Source organism: Bacteroides sp. 3_2_5 (assembly GCF_000159855.2).
Lineage (GTDB): Bacteria > Bacteroidota > Bacteroidia > Bacteroidales > Bacteroidaceae > Bacteroides > Bacteroides fragilis.
In genome coordinates, this window is record NZ_JH636044.1 from 2406380 (window position 1) to 2425884 (window position 19505).

Genomic DNA, 19505 nt, shown 5'->3' on the forward strand with positions numbered 1-19505 from the left:
ATTATGAATATCGATCGTAAGAAACATTGGCAATTCCTCGAAGATGAATTAAAAGCTGAAACTGAGGAATTTAAAAAGATATATCTAACCACTGCAATCTCCCTGCTTAAAAACAGTGGGGGGATGCATGTGGCGCAATTCTTGTCGTTCAAGGACGGAGAAATGATTATGAAATTCTCCGTATCTCGACCTCTGCCAAGAAAAGGTGATTTCCTAGTATGCATGGTTTTACCTCCTCAATTGCAAGATTATCGAACATGGGGAGATAAGACTTATCGTGACCTCTATAAAGCTAGATACAACTCAACAGATTGTGTCTGCATTTGGCATTCACCTGCAAATGACCCTCGATATTCATTAGTTGGCTTTTCAAAGGTTAGTGTAGATTTTGCGAATTACATTAAAGAGTCTCCTAATATTGTCTTAACTTTTGCACCACAAAGGCCACCTATTGACTACGCTATTAACTTACAGAAAGTTGTGGAGGACAAGTGGAGCGAAGGTGTGGCAAGTGTACTTGATAGCAGCTATCATCACAAAGATTGGGAACCGACTTTAATAAAGCAGAATAATGTTTCTGAATTTGTCCATTCTCAGTTGTCTCTAACAGACACAATGCTATTAGAGGGACCTCCTGGTACAGGAAAAACATATATGATAGCTGAACTCTGTGCAAAATTGTGCGCGGAGGGAAAGTCTGTACTTGTTACAGCACTAACAAATCGTGCATTGATGGAAATTGCTGAAAAACAGGCAGTAGAGACGTTGCTCAACGAACATAAGATTTTCAAGACCAATATATCAATAGATGAAATTCGAGAAATCCGTAATCTTGAAAATATCAAATGTGTTGCCCCAATGCCAGGCTGTTTGGTTTTGTCTACGTATTTTATCATTAGTGGATTCGCAGCCGAATTATCGATAGAGCAGCCTTTTGACTATGTAATTATGGACGAAGCAAGCCAAGCTATACTCACCATGTTTGCAGCAAGTAGAAAGATTGGGAAGAAAAACTTATGGGTAGGTGACATCAATCAGCTATCTCCAATAGTGCTCCTTAATAAGGAACTAGTAAAGTTGTGTAATTATAAGCCAATGATTGAAGGACTTAAACTTTTGGCTGATAATAGCTCTTCGCCGATATACCAGCTAACGACTGCATATAGATTCGGCCAAAGAGCAGCAGACTATACTGGCATATTTTACAATAACTCACTTGTGGCAAAAGAATCTAAAAGGTACAATGATTTACCTTCTTTGTCTAACATATTATGTAAGGATGGAGGCCCAACTCTAATTCTTACAGATATGCCCATAGGGGATTGTACTCCAACATTTGCGATGTATATTGTCTCATTTATCGTGACTAATATTTTTAAGGATGCAAAAGATAAAGAAGTTGCGGTTTTGACTTGCATGAAGAAAACAGTCAGTACTCTTCAAATGACCATCGCTCAAAAAGTTAGTAGCCGAAAAAATCTTGTAGTTGATACTGTAGCGAGAGTGCAGGGCTTAACCACTGATGTTACTATTTTTGTTGTACCGGATTACTCTTATATTAGAACACTAGAACCTCGTCTGTTTAATGTGGCAACAAGTAGAGCCAAAGAGCATACGATTATAATTGCAGACAAATATATCTTCGACTGCTCGACTCTTGATATACGAGTGAGAAAGTATCTTGAAAAATTGAAAGCGAATAAATGTATATATGTTCCTGACCCTGAACATGGATTGGGTAAAGTTACAAACATCCTTGATTATCAAGATAGCATAGGTAGGCTACTCTTTTCTTAATGTTTTTGTCAATATAAAGTATTAATATAAAATGGCATTAGCAATAAACATAAACGACCTGCTGAACAAGCAGAAGATTGAATCCAACCGAATAGAGTTCAAGAAAGGCTGGAATCCGACAAGCATATACCATAGCGTGTGCTTTCGCCAATGATTTTGATGACCTCGGTGGCGGTTACATCGTGGTGGGCGTAGATACTGATGATAAGACAGGTGTCGCCATTCATCCAGTAGTAGGTATACCGGCAGAAAATGTTGATGGTGTTCTACAAGATATGGTGGGCTTCAACAACAAGATTGCGCCTTACTATATGCCTCGCACAAGTGTAGAGGAAGTTGATGGTAAGTATGTGCTTGTGATTTGGTGTCCTGCCGGTATCAACCGTCCCTACTCTGTACCGGAAAATGTAACAGCCAAGAACGGTAGTAAGGAATACTTCTACATTCGCAGTGGTACGAGCAGTATCATTGCCAAGGGTGAAGTGTTGGACGAGTTGCGTGAACTCGCCAGCCGTGTACCTTTTGATGAACGGGGTAATCCGGATATTCGGTTGGAAGATATTTCCACGCTACTTTTGCGTGAGTATCTAGTGAAGGTGGAAAGCAAATTGGCAAGCGACATCAATATCAAGCCACTTCATGATATTTTGGAACAGATGGATTTGTTTGTCGGACCAAAGGAGAATCGGATGCTTCGTAATGTGGTAGCCATGATGTTCTGCGAAAACCCAAGCAAATTCTTCAAACGCACACAGGTGGAGATTGTGTATTTCCCCGAAGGACGCTTAAACAATCCAAGCAATCTCTATGAGGGTGCAGTTATAACAGGTTCTGTGCCACAAATTATTGACCGCACGTTAGAGTACTTGAAGCGAATGCTTGTGATGCAGACCATTATAAAGCTCAAGGATGATTACCGTAGCAAGAAGTTCTACACTTATCCCTACCAAGCATTAGAAGAAAGTGTTACGAACTCACTTTACCACCGAGATTATCGGGAATGGGAGCCGGTGGTGATAACGGTCGAACCGGATGGTATCACCATTCAGAACGTGGGTGGTCCCGACCGCAGTATTTCTGCCGCCGACATTTCACGTTGTGAGATTCTTGTGTCTAAACGCTATCGCAATCGCCGTCTCGGAGAATATCTAAAAGAACTGGATATGACCGAAGGTCGCAGTACGGGCATTCCGACTATCCAGAATGTTTTGGAGAATAACGGTTCGCCTCGTGCAACGGTCGTGACGGATGAAGATCGCACTTTTTTCCGTATCACTATTCCTTGCCATGAGGCGGTTGGAAATATCATTGCAGACATTGCCTACAAGGATGATTCTCTCAAAGCATCAAGACGAGGTGTACTCAAAAGTGGACTGGAAAGTACACTCGAAAGTACACTGCAAAGTGTACTCGAAAATGCGCCCAAAAGTACACTCGAAATCATAAAACAAATACAAGGCAATCCCAAGGCTACTTATGCAGACATAGCTAATGCTACAGGCTATTCTCGCAGTTGGGTCGCCAAAACGGTGAAACGACTTCAAGAACAAGGAATCATAGGACGTATTGGCTCTGACAAGACTGGCTATTGGGAAATTATAAACAAATAAAAGAGGAATAGGAATGTTATTAGGTAAGAGAATAAAGGAATTGAGAGACGAGAACGGAGTGCTACAGCGCCAGCTTGCGGCACTTCTTGAAATCGACACACCCATGTTCAGCAAAATTGAACGTGGTGACAGAAGAGCCAAACGTACACAAGTGGTTCAACTCGCCAACTATTTCAATGTCGATGAGAAAGAACTTCTCACCCTATGGGTAGCTGATAAAGTTTTGGATGCTGTGGAAGACGAAGATGAGTTTAAGCATGATGCTATAAAGGTAGCTCAAGATGTCATTGAATAGCTTGATGGATGGTAAAGGTGTGGCAACATTCACTCCTTTACCGCTTTCTCATGGGTGTTTTATGCTACCGTAAATTCCTATGAAAGGTATGTTTCGAATCATTTGTTTTGATTTTTTATGTAAGCAAATATTAAAGTTGTTAAATCTTTGCTTTCAATACCAAATTTATTGAACCAAAAGGACTTTTCTATCGCATTAACTGTAAGTATCTGATAATAAGGCATCCACATATACACCTTTTAAATCCTCTATGGGGTAATCAGGAAAGATGGGATAGCTCGTATGCCAATCACCATCTTCCCTTTGATATTCAGTCTTTACTTCCAGTTTTTTAGCATCTTATCCCCGATATTCTGTGATACATATTGTATGGGTAGCTTTGCATAAATCTCGGTGGTCTTGATAGATGTATGTCCCATCATGATTTGTAACACTTCTTTGGATATGCCTTGCCCAAGAGCCACCGTACAGGCAAATGTATGGCGCGCTATATGTGTGGTCAGGGGAAAAGAACTGTTGAGAGCTAGCCCGATGCCTTTGAGAAACTGATTATACTTCTGGTTGGAGGTTATTTCCATTTTATAGTTGTTGCGTTCCAAGATTTTTCGTGTGATAGGCAGGATTGGAGTGACGAATTCACTCCCTGTCTTTATGCGGTGACCGTCAATGTAATCCTTGCCATCGATGGTGACAACATGCCGGGCATAGTCGAATGATTTTGCATCGCTGTATGCCATACCTGTAAAAGTTTGAAAGAGGAAGAAGTCAAGGTATCTGTTCATCACGTTATCCGTGCTTTCATCCCGCATGCGGATTAGCTTTCTCAGTTGTGCTTCGGTGAGGTGGGGGCGGTCACTTTTTTCTCCGCGCTTGTCTTGGAAACGCTCGTATGGGTTTTCCTTGATAAGTCCAATGCGAAATGCTTCGGATACATACGATTTAAACCGCTTGTGGTAATTGTGGATGGCAGCCTGACTTCTGACGATTGGCTTTCCTTTTGTTGTACAGGTTTGTTCCTCTTTTATGAAAAGGTCAAACTCATGGATATGCTGGAGGGACACATCATCGAATGTCTTGAACTTGCCGAAGCGTTCAAGTGCCTTGTAGGTTGTGAAATGCCCTTTCCGGGTACCTTCACGGAGCGGTCGGTTTTCTATGCGCTCCCTGAGCCATGCCATAAAGTTTCGGCGGTTGCCGCTACTTGTGCCAAGATACGTTTTGAATTGGGCGATGGTCATATCGTCCTTATTCACTTGCATGGCAATGAGGATATGCTCAAATTTGGTAACTTCCTTTTGGATTTCTTCGTTAATGATAATGGCACGTGGATGATTAACTACTGTTCCTTCTTCCCATTGATTGAGGGTGACACTGTGTCCTGAATGGAAATAACAGCGTTCTCTCTGAAGGCATACTACAATTTCAATAGCTCCTGCCACCGTTTCAGTGGCTTTTTTCTTCCGGTTGAAGAATAGTCTTACGTACTTACTCATAATGGTAACACATTTGAGAGATTGGTAACACAGCTATGGTAACACAAAACCCGTCCAAAAGGGGCTTTTCGTGTCTAAGTGTGTCGCTTTTTCTCGTTTTTTTTGATGGTGTTACCACCTTATATACCGCCTCGAAAGAATAGGTAATTGATTGAATGTCAGCGATTGATGATGACTTATAAAAGAAAAGGTCTTCAAAGTGAAGACCCCTTTTCAGTGATCCGCCTGGGTCTTTAACCCACCCGGTTCACAGTCCTAAATATCAATATTTTATCTATCCTTACCCTTTTGAGGGGGTACGATTTGGATACTAACTTTTTTATAGGTTTCTGTCTGCCATTATCTTGGATTCAAAAGTACGCATTCGTTTTGAATTATGCAAGTATTTGATTATTAATATTTCAACTTAGGTGCAAGGTGCAAGCATATATATATATATGCTTGCACCTTGCACCTAAAAATGACTTGTCCCAAAATGACCTTGCTTCGATTTGCCAACAGAGTTCGCAAATTTATTTTTGTTAATCTATTGCCTTTAATATGGTTTGTATGGGAATAAAATAGTATTTTCGGGATTGGAAAATATAAAAGACTGCTGTAAAATGAAAATTACCCGTGATGAATTACTGATAGCCGCGTTCAAGCTGTTTATGTCCGTGAACTATGAAAAAGCCAGTTTTGCGGAACTTGGAAAGATGCTTGGAATGTCGAAAGCCGGAATATTCAAATACTACAAGAACAAACAGGAACTATTTATTGCCGTAGTGGATAAATTTTGGTTCAGCACGCAAAATCCACGAAACAAATTCACTGAAACAAACGGTACATTTGCCGAATTTATAGACGAATATGTGCGTGGCGTACAACGGACAATGGATATGCTGGGCGACCTGATAGGTGCAGAGCGGGAAAAGGTGGCACAAGGAAAGTTCACATATCACGCCCAATATTTTCATTTTCTGTTTCAACTGCTCCAATACGATCCTGATGCAAAAGAAAAACTCCGTAATCTTGTAGAGGTTGATTATGCTTACTGGCGTGCTGCTATACAACGTGCCATAGCTACCGGAGAACTAAGAGAGGATGTGGATGTAGAGGATGCGGTAGTCATGTTCCGACAGGTTTACATGGGACTTTCGTTTGAAATGGCATTTATGGGCGGATTGAACACCCAGCGGCTTGCCAAACATCTACATGCCGTTTACTCCTTATTAAAGCGTTAAACAGTCCACCATTTAACGCTGATTGCTTGCTGACCTGATTGTCCGTGCAAAAAAAAGATAAAAAAGGAAACGTTCGTTTACTTTGTTTGGAATAGTTTTATAACTTTGGCAATATTATTTAATTAATGAGAGTTGTAATGTTATAAAACAAGCCCTACATGGATGCAAGCAAACAACGGGGAAGTATCGTACTGACAAAACAAAATATAGACGGTCAGGATTATATACGGATAGAATATACCGATAATCAGACTATTGCCTTGCTACTTTCGCAAGACAAAGGAATTAAAACAATCGGGAACGGAAGTGCATACATACAAGCATTCACTTTCCCGTTTCCGGAGTTCTACGTCCGTTACTCTCCCCATGCTTATATTGATTACAGCCGGGTATATGTCCGTCATCCTAACCTCCAGCGTGAATACGTGCTGCCGAAAGGCTATTTGGAATTGCTGGAACAGAAGTGTTACAGCCCCTCGACCATCAAGACTTATAGGATTTATTTCAGTGATTTCATGGAGTATCACAAAGGACGTAACATCGACCGTCTGAAAGTGGCGGACATCAATCACTATATACTTTATTTGGTAAATGAGAAAAAAATCTCCGTGTCACAACAGAATATGCGCATTAACGCTATCAAGTTCTACTACGAGAAAGTGAAAGGTGGCAAGTGGCAATATTACGGCGGAATCACAGGTGCCAAAGAGTACAAGACACTGCCCGAAGTGTTTAGCCGTAATGAGATAAGTCGTATCCTCTCCTGTTTGCCTAACTTGAAACATCATTGCATGATTTCGCTGATATATTCTGTCGGACTAAGAAGAAGCGAACTACTGAACCTTATCCCGAAAGACATCATCAGCGAACGGATGTTAGTACGCATAATGGGTAAAAGGAAAAAGTGCCGTTATTCGTTGTTATCAGAAAAAGTATTGAATGAGCTACGAACATATTACAAAGAGTACCGTCCGAAGAAATGGCTGTTTGAGGGGGATAGTCCCGGTGAGCAATATTCGGCGAGCGCATTGGTTAAAGTACTGAAAAGAAGCTGTCGAACGTGCAGGTATTAAACATCGGGTACATGTGCGCATGCTCCGTCACTCTTTCGCTACCTATTTGTTGGAACAAGGTACTGATCTAAGAACTATATAGGAGTTGTTGGGATACAATGGCATTAAGTCAACAAATATATATCTTCATATAACGAGTGCCCATAAATCAAGTATACCCAATCCACTTGATACACTAGATGATTCGTGAGGTGTGGATATTAGAGATTAGGAACTACCCCATAAGGTATGGTTATTGAATACATTATAAACAATGGTTGAAAAGAGTTTAATTCGTTATAATAGAGTTTGTTATGCTAATAGAACAGTTTTCATATTTCACTTTTAGTTGTTTTCAATGCTCGTTAGAGAACATTGTAAAAACTTTAAGTGCTGATTTCTTAGAGAATGGTAAACGAAAGTTATCGTTTAGACCATTCGTGTTTGATTTGTATGATAATAGTCCCCTAAAAGGTGGGGCACATTTTGAAAAAGCATATTTCTTTGCGCCTGCAACAAATAGAAATATCTGCGTTATGTATTCTAACTACTCGGACGGCTGGAATACTTTGGCTCGTTGCTTATCTTCAAAATTGCAATGCGATTGTTACAATTTTCAAATCACTAATATAGATAGTCCTGATAGCATGAACTCTTTTCAATTAATACAAAATGGAATAGATGTTAGGACTGTATATGTTATGAAAGACCCTAAATGGATTTTTTATGAAAATGGTATTGTCCAGTGGTTTGAAGATAAAAGCTATTATAAACGTAGGCTTGTCAAAAATAGAGTGAATAAAGACATCCTACTATCGTATTGTGTAAAACTGGGATTTGCAATAACAGAAGCTAAGTTTTGGGAAAGTAAGGATGCTATTTTATTTGAACGAATACAGTAAGCTATTTTCAAATACAAATTGAGTTTATAACAAGGTCGAGATAACAGCTTAACGCTGTTCCTCACCAAACCATTACTGATAATAGCAAATGAAAATAATGGAGATTAAATATATATTTTGTATCGTCTTTTGTTTTTGGGCAATGAAAACGACAATGGCACAAAGCGACAATAACTTGTTTGCTTTGGAAAAACAGCTTTGTTTTATTCAAGATACACTATCTATACTACGGCAAAATTATCCCTATACAGATGATAATTACTGCGATTCTTTACAACATAGATTCTCTATCCTGCTGGAAGAACTTTGTGCAGTCGATAAAGAAATGAAATACGATTTTATAGAATTGAGGAAAAAAGAACGGCAATTTACTATGGCAGTATCAGTAGACGAGGATATGAGGGTATTTTCCCGAAATACTTATTTCGGTGGTTCGATGCCATTGTTTGCTTCTTATATTCAATATAAGGATAAAGAACACTTGTATTTCTTCGATATAAACGAGGATAATGATATGGGAATATGTTATGATACAATTTATTCCATTCAGGCATTGAATAAAAGATATTACCTGCTTTCAGGAACAAGTCAAATAGTGGCCGCATATCCTTTAGCGGTAATGAAAGCTGTTAGTTGTGCAAACGGAGAGTTGAAGAAAGAAATAATATTCGTTTCCGGTAATCAGCAAACAGATTATTTGTCTATCTCTTATCGCTATGTAAAAGATAACATAGACACACGATTATTCATTAGTGGCAATTTAACGTTCCCCCGTATTGTATATGTTGAAACACAAGAGGAAATATTAAAGCCTGTTACCGTGAGAGATAAAGACGATATCAAATATATCGGTGGAGAAATTGACGTTTATAAACTTGAAAGAAATAAGAATGAAATAAAATTCATCAATAACAACGAAAGTTACCACCTAAACGATGATCCTTTCTAACCATTAGTGATAATTGTATGATATATGGATATAGCAAAAATTATATATGTAAGTTTAACAATGCTGACTGCATGGGTGTTTATGAGTATAGCATTTCCAATCGATACTTATAAGCATCTTTTGGGAGTTGTAGGCTCTTATATATGTGTGAGCTGTTCGGCGCTGTTTGCAAGCTGGTTTGCATGGCATTGGGTACACCCTTTTTCTTATGTAAAGTATTTATTGTGTGGCTTGCTTACTGCATTTTTGTTTCATGCAGGCTTAACTATTGGTTGCAGTATTCCAATTATCTTTTTATCTTGTTGTGGGGTTCATGTGATAAGTACAGAACCTATAACTCTGTGGGAAGTATTAAGCTATCTTTTTAGCATTTTCATTATGTCTTTCTATTTTGTGGGAATTTTTACTTTTGGACAATGCTTGCTAACAGCGAGCATAACAAAGATAATAATATGGAAATTGAATATAGGTAACAATATCACTAATAACGCAAGATAACGGCAAGCCGTTCCCTGCTGAACCATTACTAACAATCGTGCGATGAATAAAACAGTCCAGTCTATACTATCATTGACTGCTGTCAGCCTTTTACTGATAGTGATAACATTCTTTTTGGGTGGCTTAGGTTTCGGGCGACTATTCGGAATATATGGTATTATGGAAGATAGTTTTTTAGGTATGCTTATGGTTATAGATATGCTGGTAATCTACAAGGTCTATAAGCTATATTTCCGTCAGCCCAAAGCTATAATGTTATTGTTTGGTTTGGAATGTTGCTCTATTCTTTTGTGGCTTGTCTTTATCTGTTTAGACCAACATCTATTGGATTGGCAAATAACCAATCTATTATTGCAAGCAGTCAGTTTGGACGGCTTCGCAGGAGATGAACGAGGATTGAATATGCTTGCAGTCTTATGCGGTATGATCTATCCGCTTATTGGGATTGGGTGTTTATTCACTGGATTGAGATTTATAAATAAGTTAGTAACAACGAAAGATAGCATCTGACGATGCTCCTTTCTAACCATTATAAACAATAAAACGAAGTTGTATGGGAGATATTGATATTCTTAATAAATTTGATAATGACAAGTTGATAGATGTAGTGAAAAATTATAAGCGCTATGGTTATGATGATGAGCTTCGTGATTATGCGATCAACTTATTGGGAGAGAGAGGATGGAGCAGAGAAGATTTGCAACAATTTGGTTATTTAACAAACTATGATTATGATGAAGCTGAAAAACAGTATAAAGCATACAATAGAAATTCATTGATAGGCATTTGTACGCTTGTATTTAGTGGAGGGATTTTGGCTGTTGTTTATTTAATCTTTCTAATTCAGGCTTATCGGAATGTTGCAAAATTCTATAATGCGTTAGGGCATAATCAAGATGAAACCGCATTATTCAACGCTCTTGGCGTGCTGGCTTATTTTCATCTGAAAGGAAGAATGAAAAAAGAATTAAAAGGAATAAGATAAGTTTATAATGAAGTGGGATAACGTCTAACGGGGGATTATTGTTTGTAGCTGCACGGGCCTCTTTATATCCGTACAGCTAGTGCAAAAAAAGTTAAAAAGAAAACGGTCGTTTACTTTATAAAAAATGTTTCATATCTTTGGCGCGTCATCAAATTAATGATGTAATGTCTTGGCAGACTAATACCTAAAAGCCAACTACTAATTTTTTATATTTTGAATGATTATGAAAAAGTTCTTGTTTATTTTAACGGTAATTACCTGTTTTTTTGCAAGCAGTGTTGAAGCACGACGTGTGAGGTTTACAATCCCTGTGGACAACAGCATCCCGAAAGTAGTCACTCTTCCGGACAGTTCCTATTATAAAACAGATGAGGGCAGTCATTTAGACTTAGGCTATATCGAAGAAGATGGCAAACGTACCCTTGTACTATTCTCTGAGTCCAAGCCTAATACTTATTACGACATTTCGGACGAATATGCAGAAGTTATTTGTAGGGACTTGAACGTAGAAGAATTGGACACTCTTATTCCCAAGCCTACATTTTGGGATCAATGGGGTGGTAGCATCCTTTTCTACGGTATTGCCGCATTAGTGGTTATCGGTGTGGTGAGTTATCTGAAAGATTTTATATTCAATCTTTTGGGGCTGTCGAAAAAGAAAGAAGAGGAGGAGTGAAAAACAGCCCTAAAAGTTAATAGGCATGTGTATTAAATAACATCCGCAAAAATTTCTTACGGTAATAACAAACCACCAATAAAAATATTTATGACTGACTTTAATTGGATGCTTTGGATAGTAACTCCAATCATCATCGTTTACTATCTTTATCGTCACGTATGGCCTGCCGTACGCAAGTTTATTCGTCTTTTTCAGGGCATACGCATCAATCCCCGTTCTCACTTGACGGAAGCGGAGTACAAGAAGCTGTCCGTAGGTTCACTTTATGCCTTGCAGCAGGGAGCCTATCTTAACTCTCTGACACTGGACATCAAGGATAAGCTTCCCACCATTCTTGCCGATTGGTGGGGCATCTGTAATGCCCAAGATGCCAAGCAGACTTTGGAATACCTCGGAAAAAAGGGATTTGCTTATTACTTCCCCCATGTTTATCAAGCTTTTCTGTTGGATGACGAGGAGGCGAAAGACCGGATTTTCCAGCAACACATGGATAGTCAGGAGGATTATGACAAAGCCGTGGAACAATTGCACAATCTCGAAGATTGCTACGATGAATTGCTGGAGTGTGGTACTATCACTTGTCGGGAAGACCTACTGCGCTACGGTGTAACAGGTTGGGATGCCGGACGTCTTAACTTCATGGCACGTGCTTGCTATGACATGAAATATATCTCTGAAGACGAAGCGTGGCATTACATAAATCACGCTTACGAAATGGTGCACAGCCGTTTTTCCTCATGGCATGACTTTGCTATGAGCTACGTCATCGGGCGTGCCCTATGGGGAGGTAAAAGCGCATCCAATTCAGGCATGATGTATATGGCAGAGGATTTACTGAAAAGTGAGAAAAGCCCGTGGACAAAAATCGAATGGTAACTAATGTAGCCTGCTGGTGGTGAATGTTGTTCTTTATCAAAATATCAGGAGTTTTGTATAAATGAAGAAAGGCATAAAAAAAGATAATTATTTTGAACGTAACCGGATAATCCAGCAAACACAAAAATACAGGTACAACTTTATCGACTACCTTTATTATCAGGGAGAGCGATATAATAAGAGATATATAAGAAGTTCTGGAAATCAGTTAATAACATTGTATTGGATAGGTTTTGTTTTCTTGCCGCTCCTACCTTTTTGTACTCCTCACTATACGGATATCTTGAGGATATCTTGGAAAAAATGAATTTAATAGAAAATCTTCATCCGATAGTGGAGATCGTAATTTTTCTTTTTCCAATATTTGTTGCAATAGCACTTCCGCCCAATTTGTGGTGCTTGTTGAGATACAAAAAGACAGTGTGATGGCCATCAAGCATCACTACCGACAAAGTATATGGAAGGATGCGATTCCCATGTGCTGTTGTGGATGATTCCTTTTTTATTTCACCTGTTATTATTTGCAATCTATGTAACAACAAAAAAATAAACTAAAGGAAATAATGAAAGCAGAACTAGAAATTGAAGAAGAGCCCTTATTTTTCATAATCTCACTTTGAGGGGATGCAAAACTAATTTTAATCACTGTAAATGAGTTAAATAGAGTATGGGAGAATCACGTTAAAAGTAAGCCATTTTCCGACAATCGTACCCCCTAATCGTTTTTTGGAAAAGGGGGTACGATTTGGATACTAAAGTGTGACTTTTCGTGCCCCTTTTTTGTCTTTCAGGCAAGACGGAAACATAAAAAAAGTTCTACAATACGTTGATATTGTAGGACTTGTCTCTTTTTTGTCGCCGTTTGGCTTTGTTCTTATGTGATCCGCCTGGGATTCTCCTTGCAGAGTTACCACGCTGATATTTAAAACTTTATATTTTTTGCTTCAAGCATATCCCATGATTTATCCCACTAATTTGCTACGTGCTTTTGCGGTAGTTTGCTCATGGAGAATACTGAGGGTAAAGATAACTCTTTCTTATCAAGTTTGCAAATTCAAGAGATTGTTATCCTGATGAATTTATTGTGTATTTGTAGAATAAACTAATGATTGTGCTGCGGAATAAACTAATAGCTGTACATCAGAGTAAACTAACTGAAATATAAAGTATCATATTTTCATATCGGCAAGCCTGTTCGTCTTTGTCTGATAAAGTATGAGGTGTTGCCTAAAGCACAAGAATAGATTTGTCTATTTCTTGAGCATCTCTTATCAGAAGTGTCTTAGTGCTTGCTGTCTACTGTTTATAGACTTACAATTTATGCTTAAATGTCATGTAATTCAATACTTATCATCTCATAAATACGTAAATCTAATGACGTTTTCTGTAATACGCAAGTATAATATCCTGCATACACCCTGCAATGCGCACTAATTAAGAGCATTATTTTACTTGAAATACGCACTTTTTTGTCTATTTATAATTTATCCTGTATTCAAATTAAATTATAGTTGTAGGAAAAATAATAAACTGAAGTCTTTGCGGTCTGGCTAACATTATTTATATTTGCTCCTATTACAATATTAATAAAATGACTGAAGGCGCAAAAAATAAACCAATCAAAGATAAGCAACTTGATGCAGGACTATCCCAAAGAACTTGTGTTACTATCTTCTTGGCTTGTTTCGAAAGGATATCCGTATGAACTTCAACAATAGTATAGGAGAAACGGATGGATGAGGGCAGTTGGAACAGGTGTGATGTTAAAGGTAGGAGACCCATTTCTACTGTCCAGTAGCTTACAGCTTTGCAATCTCAAGCAGGTTAATTTTCTTGTTGAACTTACACCTTCATTAATTTCACAAAAATAGTAAAATAAGTGAATCATGAAAGCATTTAAAAATCATCAGTCAATCATTGAAGATTACAAGAAATTTCTAAAAAGTTTCTTCACTATTTCTGATAGACGGATAAAAGAAGAAGTAGAGAAGAAATTTGAAGAGAACTCGAGTTGCGATTCCTATATTCCTGAACCACTTATTCAATTCAACCCTTCCTATAAGACAGGTTTATCTTTGGATGATATCCCGGGGGCTCACTCAGAACTAAAAAATATCCTGGGAAAGTTTAGCCTTTATCATCATCAAGTGGAAGCCATTAAGAAAGGAATAGAAAATAAAGGATTTATAGTCACGTCGGGAACAGGTTCAGGTAAATCACTGACATTCCTTGCCACTATATTTAACGATGTTCTGAAGAGTCCGGGAAAAGGAATCAGAGCAATTATTGTATACCCGATGAATGCCCTGATCAATTCACAAGAAGAAGAAATTAAAAAATATGAGATAAACTATCTAAAGTCACTACTTCGACCAAATATTCCTTTGCAACAACAAAACGAAGGACTGGATGAGCAGATAACGGAACTCAAGTCGCTGACTAAAGGAACTTTTCCTGTGACTTATGCTAAATATACTGGACAGGAAAATGCCACAACTAAAGAAATTATTCGGGAAGAAGAACCACATATTATTCTGACCAACTATATGATGTTGGAACTGATTATGACCCGGTATGAAGAAAGAGTATTTAGAGAATCAATGTCTAAATATCTGAAATTTTTGGCTTTCGACGAATTACACACATATAGAGGTCGACAAGGGGCGGATGTAGCTATGTTAATCCGGAGAATTAAAAATCTGTGCAACAATAAACTTGTTTGCATCGGAACTTCTGCTACCATGAGTTCAGAAGGAAATGCAGATGAAAGGAAAAAAGCAGTCGGAGCCGTTGCCGACCTAATTTTTGATGAAAGTTATTCTCTCAATCAAATCATTGGAGAACAATTGGAGACATCTACCGATTATGCTGAACAGATTCCCTCTTCATCTCAGTTAAGCCGATCTGTCCATGAATCTATTGATTCAAATGATGGTGCTGACAAATTTAAATCTCACCCTTTGGCTATTTGGCTTGAACGCAAAATTGCACTTGATGATACGAACGGATATTTTGAACGGGGAAAACCTCAACCTCTATCTGCCATCATTCAACAATTATCCAAAGATTCTGGAGAAAATTCGGACGATTGTAAAAATGCAATGGATGGATTATTAGGATGGATAGAGCAACTAAACATAAAAGCTGCTGATGAAAATCCAAGAAAATCCTATCTGCCATTCAAAATTCACCAATTCATCTCTCAAACTGGTACAGTACAAGTAACTCTTGACTCAAGAGATGCCAGATACATAACACTCAATGATGAACTTTATACAAAGATAAACGGTGCTGAAACGCTATTGTATCCGGTGTTATTCAGCCGTTATTCGGGTGTAGATTTTCTATGCGTAAAGCTCATTAATGATAAAATTATGCCACGAGATCCAGATAATATGGATGACTTGCCGCCAAAAATTACACAAGAGGACATTAAAGCAGATAAAGTAACAGGGAGGTAAAAACGTATCTTAAATATCGAAGATTTTCCTTATGGATATTTAATTTTGCAAGATGATGATGAAGATGAAGTATGGAATGAAGACGACAAAGATTATCTCCCAGATAGCTGGTTTACAGAAACATTGAAATATGGTAGAAGAATAAAAAACTTTTATGAGTATCGCTTGCCTCAATTATTGCATTTTGACAAAAATGGCAATTATTCCTGGAAGAATGACAATAAATTGCCATTAAAAGCCTGGTATATACCTGCATATCTATTATTCGACCCGACGTCAGGTATTATTTTCGATTTAAAGACGAATGAAAATACTAAATTGTCGCGATTAGGGAATGAAGGACGTAGTTCTGCCACAACCATATTAGGAGCAAACATATTAAAATCTTTATCTGAGAATAATATTCCACTCAGGAACCAAAAGTTTTTGAGTTTTACAGATAATCGACAAGATGCATCATTGCAAGCAGGTCATTTCAATGATTTCTTTACCATAGCCCGTTTGCGTTCTGCAATTTATAAATCCGTTAGAAATAACCTTGATGGGCTGGATAGTAATCGAATTGGCATCGAAGTTTTCAAAGAACTCAATTTACGCGAAGATGAATATGCAAAGTACCTTTCCAAAAACCCGAATTGGCCTGATGAAGGGAACATAAATGCTATTCAAAAATACATTATCATAAGAATTTTATATGATTTGAAATTAGGGTGGAGATATACTACTCCTAATCTGGAGCAAACAGCTTTAGTGCAAATAGGATACAAAAAGCTGAATGATTTTTGTAAAATAGATAGTTTCTTTTCCCACCTGAGTTGGCTAAAAAATATGTCTTCTGAGGAGCGGGAATATACGTTCACACAAATCCTGAACTACTTCCGTACCTCATTTGCCTTTGACCACATTTACTTAGTACAAAAAAGAGAAGAAATTGAGACTGAGCTAAAGAACCTATTAGATGAAAAAAAACCATGGTCTTTGGATTTTGAAGAAAAAATAGATGTCCCCTATGTGTTGCTTCCCTATTCAAAAGGTAAGGCAAAAACAAGAGAATATACAGCTTCTATCGGCCCTGCGAGTTATTTAGGGAAATATATAAAAAGGCTTGTCAAGGATAGAACCGGACAAATTCTAAAGCAAGATGATTTATCAAAAGAAATAGATACAATTTGCCAAATTCTGGTAGAAGGGCATTATTTGAATCAAATACCTGTAAAAACAAGTGAGGGAACGATGCATGGCTACCGCATCCGTGTTGACCACATCCTTTGGAAACCTGGAGATGAGGTGCATACGCTCAGAGATGAAGTCCGCTTTATGAAATATAAAAATATCGAGAGTACCCCTAATCTTTATTTTCAGGACTTTTACAAGCAAGACTTCAAAACCTACGAAAGACAAGGAAAAGAACATACCGGACAGTTGGGAAATGCAAAACGTATCGAACGGGAAGATGATTTTCGTGAAGGCAAGCTCTCAGCCCTGTTTTGTAGTCCTACTATGGAATTGGGAATCGATATCAGTCAATTGAATATTGTTCACATGCGGAATGTCCCGCCACGTCCCGACAATTATTCGCAAAGAAGCGGACGTGCTGGGCGAAGCGGACAGTCAGCATTGGTATTTACTTTCTGTTCTCAAAAATCACCTCACGATCGTAATTACTTTAAGGACCCGACAAAAATGGTTCATGGATCAGTTATTCCGCCAAGGATGGATATCACCAACATGGAATTGATAAGGAGCCATCTAGATGCTTTTATCATGATGGAACTGGGGATTGATATCAAAGTTTCCATAAGTGAAATCATCGATATCAATAAACCGGAACTGCCGGTTTATGAGCATATCAGATTAAAAATAGAAGAAATACAAAAACACCAATTCCTGCAATGGGCCAAACAATTTGATAACATACTTCGAAATATCAATAAAATAGATGATACAAGTTGGTATAGTGACAAGAACTGGCTGATTGATCAAGTACAATTTTTTTATAAAAGGTTTGACAATGCATTCAAACGGTGGAGGATATTATATACAAATACCAAAAAAACACTGGAAGAGGCTCACTCGGTTATATCAACCCCCAATAGCCCTAAAATTGGTGATGCGAAGAGGATGCAAGCCATAGCGCTAAGACAGAGAGATTTATTGCTTAACAAAAGCAATTCTTCATCCGGAAATGAATCAGAATTTTATGTGTTTCGTTATCTTGCATCAGAAGGTTTTCTTCCGGGGTATAATTTCACACGTCTCCCTGTACGTACTTTTGTCGGAAATAAATCTGCCGAGCAGGGAGAATATGTCTCTCGCCCACGTTTTATCGCCCTTAAAGAATTTGGTCCCAACAACCTTATTTATCATGACGGGAGTAAATATAAAGTCGTTAAAATGCAGCTCAACCAAAATGGGGAACAGATGCATACCATAAAAATATCGAAAGAAACTGGTTATGTGTTTGTAGGGAAAGAGGCAGAGAATGCAAGCAATGATCCTATTACAAGAAAAGAGCTTAAAGACTTTGATTCTTTTGAGAAGTTTTCCAATGTTGTAGAATTAAACGAATCCGAAGCTAGAATAGAAGAACGTATATCCTGCAATGAAGAATACCGTACATCGCAGGGATATGATATCGACCATTATTTTTCTTTTTCCAAAGGAATCGACAATACGCAAAAAGCAATAATTAAAGCGGCAGAACATGATTTGTTGCAGGTTATTTATGACCAGTCGGCTACGTTACTACAAATCAACAATAAGTGGAAAATTACAAAAGATGATTCATTTCCTATCGGAACAATTTCTGGACGCTGGAAATCCAGAATTGAGGCGGAACAATCCAATCCTGATGAACCTATTGCAGGGGTAAGAATATACACCACTACTACTTCAGATATTTTGTATATCCAACCTGTTAAAGAGTTGCATTTGAAAGAGGAAGGAGTATGCACCTTAGCTTATGCTTTAAAACGGGCCATTGAAAAGGTCTGCCAAGTTGAAGAGAGCGAAATCGGTGTTTGGATAATGGGGAAAAATGAAAGCAAGAATATTCTTCTGTACGAATCCTCTGAAGGTAGTCTGGGAATACTTAAAGATCTACTGAATAATGCTGCTCAACTTCAGGCTATTTTCAAAGAAGCTTATAATCTGTTAGGATTCGATCCGGAAACATTAATCGATACACGTCCTGATACTCCAAAAGCTTCTTACGACGATTTATTATCTTATTATAATCAGCAATATCACGAAAAATTAGATCGTTTCAGCGTCAAAGAAGCGTTAGAGAAATTGATGCGATGCAATATAGACAATCAACAAGGTGGTCGCACATTAGAAGAACAGTACAATTATCTGCTTCGAACTTACGACCTCAATTCGTCTACTGAGAAACCGCTAATTGAATATTTATACCGGAACGGTCTTAAATTACCTGATAAGGCTCAAATGAACATTCAAAACTTATATGTAAATGCCGATTTCGTTTATAAAATATCTGACAACCAATTTGCCTTGATATTTTGCGACGGTTCAGTACACGACCAATACGAGATTAAAAAGGAGGATCAAATGAAGCGTCAGAACTGTAGAGACGCCGGATACGAAGTCGTCGAATGGCATTATACGGAGCCTATCGAGGAATTTGTAAAGCGAAATAAACATATATTCAAAGTTGTGAGGTAAA

At 38.0% G+C, this 19505-nt stretch carries 14 protein-coding genes and 1 pseudogene; 14 read left to right on the forward strand and 1 reads right to left on the reverse strand.

Annotated elements, in window-relative coordinates; all coding sequences use genetic code 11:
• The first annotated feature begins 3 nt into the window (after positions 1–3).
• The 3 genes from BSHG_RS20910 (at position 4) to BSHG_RS08215 (ending at position 3702) form a co-directional block, all read left to right on the forward strand.
• Positions 4–1797: an AAA domain-containing protein gene (locus tag BSHG_RS20910; protein WP_008659836.1), complete on the forward strand. Its 1794-nt coding sequence runs from the start codon at positions 4–6 to the stop codon at positions 1795–1797.
• A gap of 182 nt (positions 1798–1979) precedes the next feature.
• Complete coding sequence (locus tag BSHG_RS08220) at positions 1980–3407, forward strand: winged helix-turn-helix transcriptional regulator (RefSeq protein WP_008659840.1); 1428 nt, start codon at positions 1980–1982, stop codon at positions 3405–3407.
• A gap of 13 nt (positions 3408–3420) precedes the next feature.
• Positions 3421–3702 carry a helix-turn-helix domain-containing protein gene (locus BSHG_RS08215; RefSeq protein ID WP_008659841.1) on the forward strand — a complete coding sequence of 94 codons (282 nt, stop codon included), beginning with the start codon at positions 3421–3423 and terminating at the stop codon, positions 3700–3702.
• Between the two features lie 317 nt (positions 3703–4019).
• Here BSHG_RS08215 and BSHG_RS08210 read toward each other — a convergent pair whose 3' ends face one another.
• Positions 4020–5195 (reverse strand): site-specific integrase, encoded by a 1176-nt coding sequence (locus BSHG_RS08210; RefSeq protein ID WP_008659843.1) that lies wholly within the window; start codon positions 5193–5195, stop codon positions 4020–4022.
• 602 nt (positions 5196–5797) lie between these two features.
• Between BSHG_RS08210 and BSHG_RS08205 the strand changes: the two genes are divergently transcribed.
• From BSHG_RS08205 to BSHG_RS0220475, 11 genes and pseudogenes are all read left to right on the forward strand, one after another.
• Positions 5798–6418 carry a TetR/AcrR family transcriptional regulator gene (locus BSHG_RS08205; RefSeq protein ID WP_005800293.1) on the forward strand — a complete coding sequence of 207 codons (621 nt, stop codon included), beginning with the start codon at positions 5798–5800 and terminating at the stop codon, positions 6416–6418.
• Between the two features lie 158 nt (positions 6419–6576).
• A pseudogene (locus BSHG_RS08200) lies at positions 6577–7681 on the forward strand (tyrosine-type recombinase/integrase).
• A gap of 103 nt (positions 7682–7784) precedes the next feature.
• Complete coding sequence (locus tag BSHG_RS08195; RefSeq protein ID WP_008659845.1) at positions 7785–8372, forward strand: hypothetical protein; 588 nt, start codon at positions 7785–7787, stop codon at positions 8370–8372.
• Positions 8373–8469: 97 nt separating this feature from the next.
• Positions 8470–9321: a hypothetical protein gene (locus BSHG_RS08190; protein ID WP_008659847.1), complete on the forward strand. Its 852-nt coding sequence runs from the start codon at positions 8470–8472 to the stop codon at positions 9319–9321.
• A 24-nt stretch (positions 9322–9345) separates the two neighbouring features.
• Positions 9346–9819, forward strand: coding sequence for a hypothetical protein (locus tag BSHG_RS22070; protein ID WP_008659849.1), 474 nt, complete (start codon positions 9346–9348; stop codon positions 9817–9819).
• Between the two features lie 42 nt (positions 9820–9861).
• Positions 9862–10329, forward strand: a complete 468-nt coding sequence (locus BSHG_RS08185) for a hypothetical protein (RefSeq protein ID WP_008659851.1) — start codon at positions 9862–9864, stop codon at positions 10327–10329.
• A 43-nt stretch (positions 10330–10372) separates the two neighbouring features.
• Positions 10373–10804, forward strand: a complete 432-nt coding sequence (locus tag BSHG_RS08180) for a hypothetical protein (RefSeq protein WP_008659853.1) — start codon at positions 10373–10375, stop codon at positions 10802–10804.
• 217 nt (positions 10805–11021) lie between these two features.
• Complete coding sequence (locus BSHG_RS08175; RefSeq protein WP_008659855.1) at positions 11022–11480, forward strand: hypothetical protein; 459 nt, start codon at positions 11022–11024, stop codon at positions 11478–11480.
• 90 nt (positions 11481–11570) lie between these two features.
• The gene (locus BSHG_RS08170) at positions 11571–12359 is read left to right on the forward strand and encodes a DUF1266 domain-containing protein (protein WP_005787146.1); all 789 of its coding nucleotides are present in this window, start codon (positions 11571–11573) and stop codon (positions 12357–12359) included.
• Positions 12360–14245: 1886 nt separating this feature from the next.
• Positions 14246–15820: a DEAD/DEAH box helicase gene (locus tag BSHG_RS0220470; protein ID WP_032497407.1), complete on the forward strand. Its 1575-nt coding sequence runs from the start codon at positions 14246–14248 to the stop codon at positions 15818–15820.
• A 45-nt stretch (positions 15821–15865) separates the two neighbouring features.
• Positions 15866–19504, forward strand: a complete 3639-nt coding sequence (locus BSHG_RS0220475) for a helicase-related protein (protein WP_032497408.1) — start codon at positions 15866–15868, stop codon at positions 19502–19504.
• Position 19505: the final 1 nt, after the last annotated feature.

Coding starts and splice junctions, on each gene's coding strand:
- BSHG_RS20910 (WP_008659836.1), top strand. CDS start 4: ATGAATATCGATCGTAAGAAACATTGGCAATTCCTCGAAGATGAATTA.
- BSHG_RS08215 (WP_008659841.1), top strand. CDS start 3,421: ATGTTATTAGGTAAGAGAATAAAGGAATTGAGAGACGAGAACGGAGTG.
- BSHG_RS08210 (WP_008659843.1), bottom strand. CDS start 5,195: ATGAGTAAGTACGTAAGACTATTCTTCAACCGGAAGAAAAAAGCCACT.
- BSHG_RS08205 (WP_005800293.1), top strand. CDS start 5,798: ATGAAAATTACCCGTGATGAATTACTGATAGCCGCGTTCAAGCTGTTT.
- BSHG_RS08195 (WP_008659845.1), top strand. CDS start 7,785: ATGCTAATAGAACAGTTTTCATATTTCACTTTTAGTTGTTTTCAATGC.
- BSHG_RS08190 (WP_008659847.1), top strand. CDS start 8,470: ATGGAGATTAAATATATATTTTGTATCGTCTTTTGTTTTTGGGCAATG.
- BSHG_RS22070 (WP_008659849.1), top strand. CDS start 9,346: ATGGATATAGCAAAAATTATATATGTAAGTTTAACAATGCTGACTGCA.
- BSHG_RS08185 (WP_008659851.1), top strand. CDS start 9,862: ATGAATAAAACAGTCCAGTCTATACTATCATTGACTGCTGTCAGCCTT.
- BSHG_RS08180 (WP_008659853.1), top strand. CDS start 10,373: ATGGGAGATATTGATATTCTTAATAAATTTGATAATGACAAGTTGATA.
- BSHG_RS08175 (WP_008659855.1), top strand. CDS start 11,022: ATGATTATGAAAAAGTTCTTGTTTATTTTAACGGTAATTACCTGTTTT.
- BSHG_RS08170 (WP_005787146.1), top strand. CDS start 11,571: ATGACTGACTTTAATTGGATGCTTTGGATAGTAACTCCAATCATCATC.
- BSHG_RS0220470 (WP_032497407.1), top strand. CDS start 14,246: ATGAAAGCATTTAAAAATCATCAGTCAATCATTGAAGATTACAAGAAA.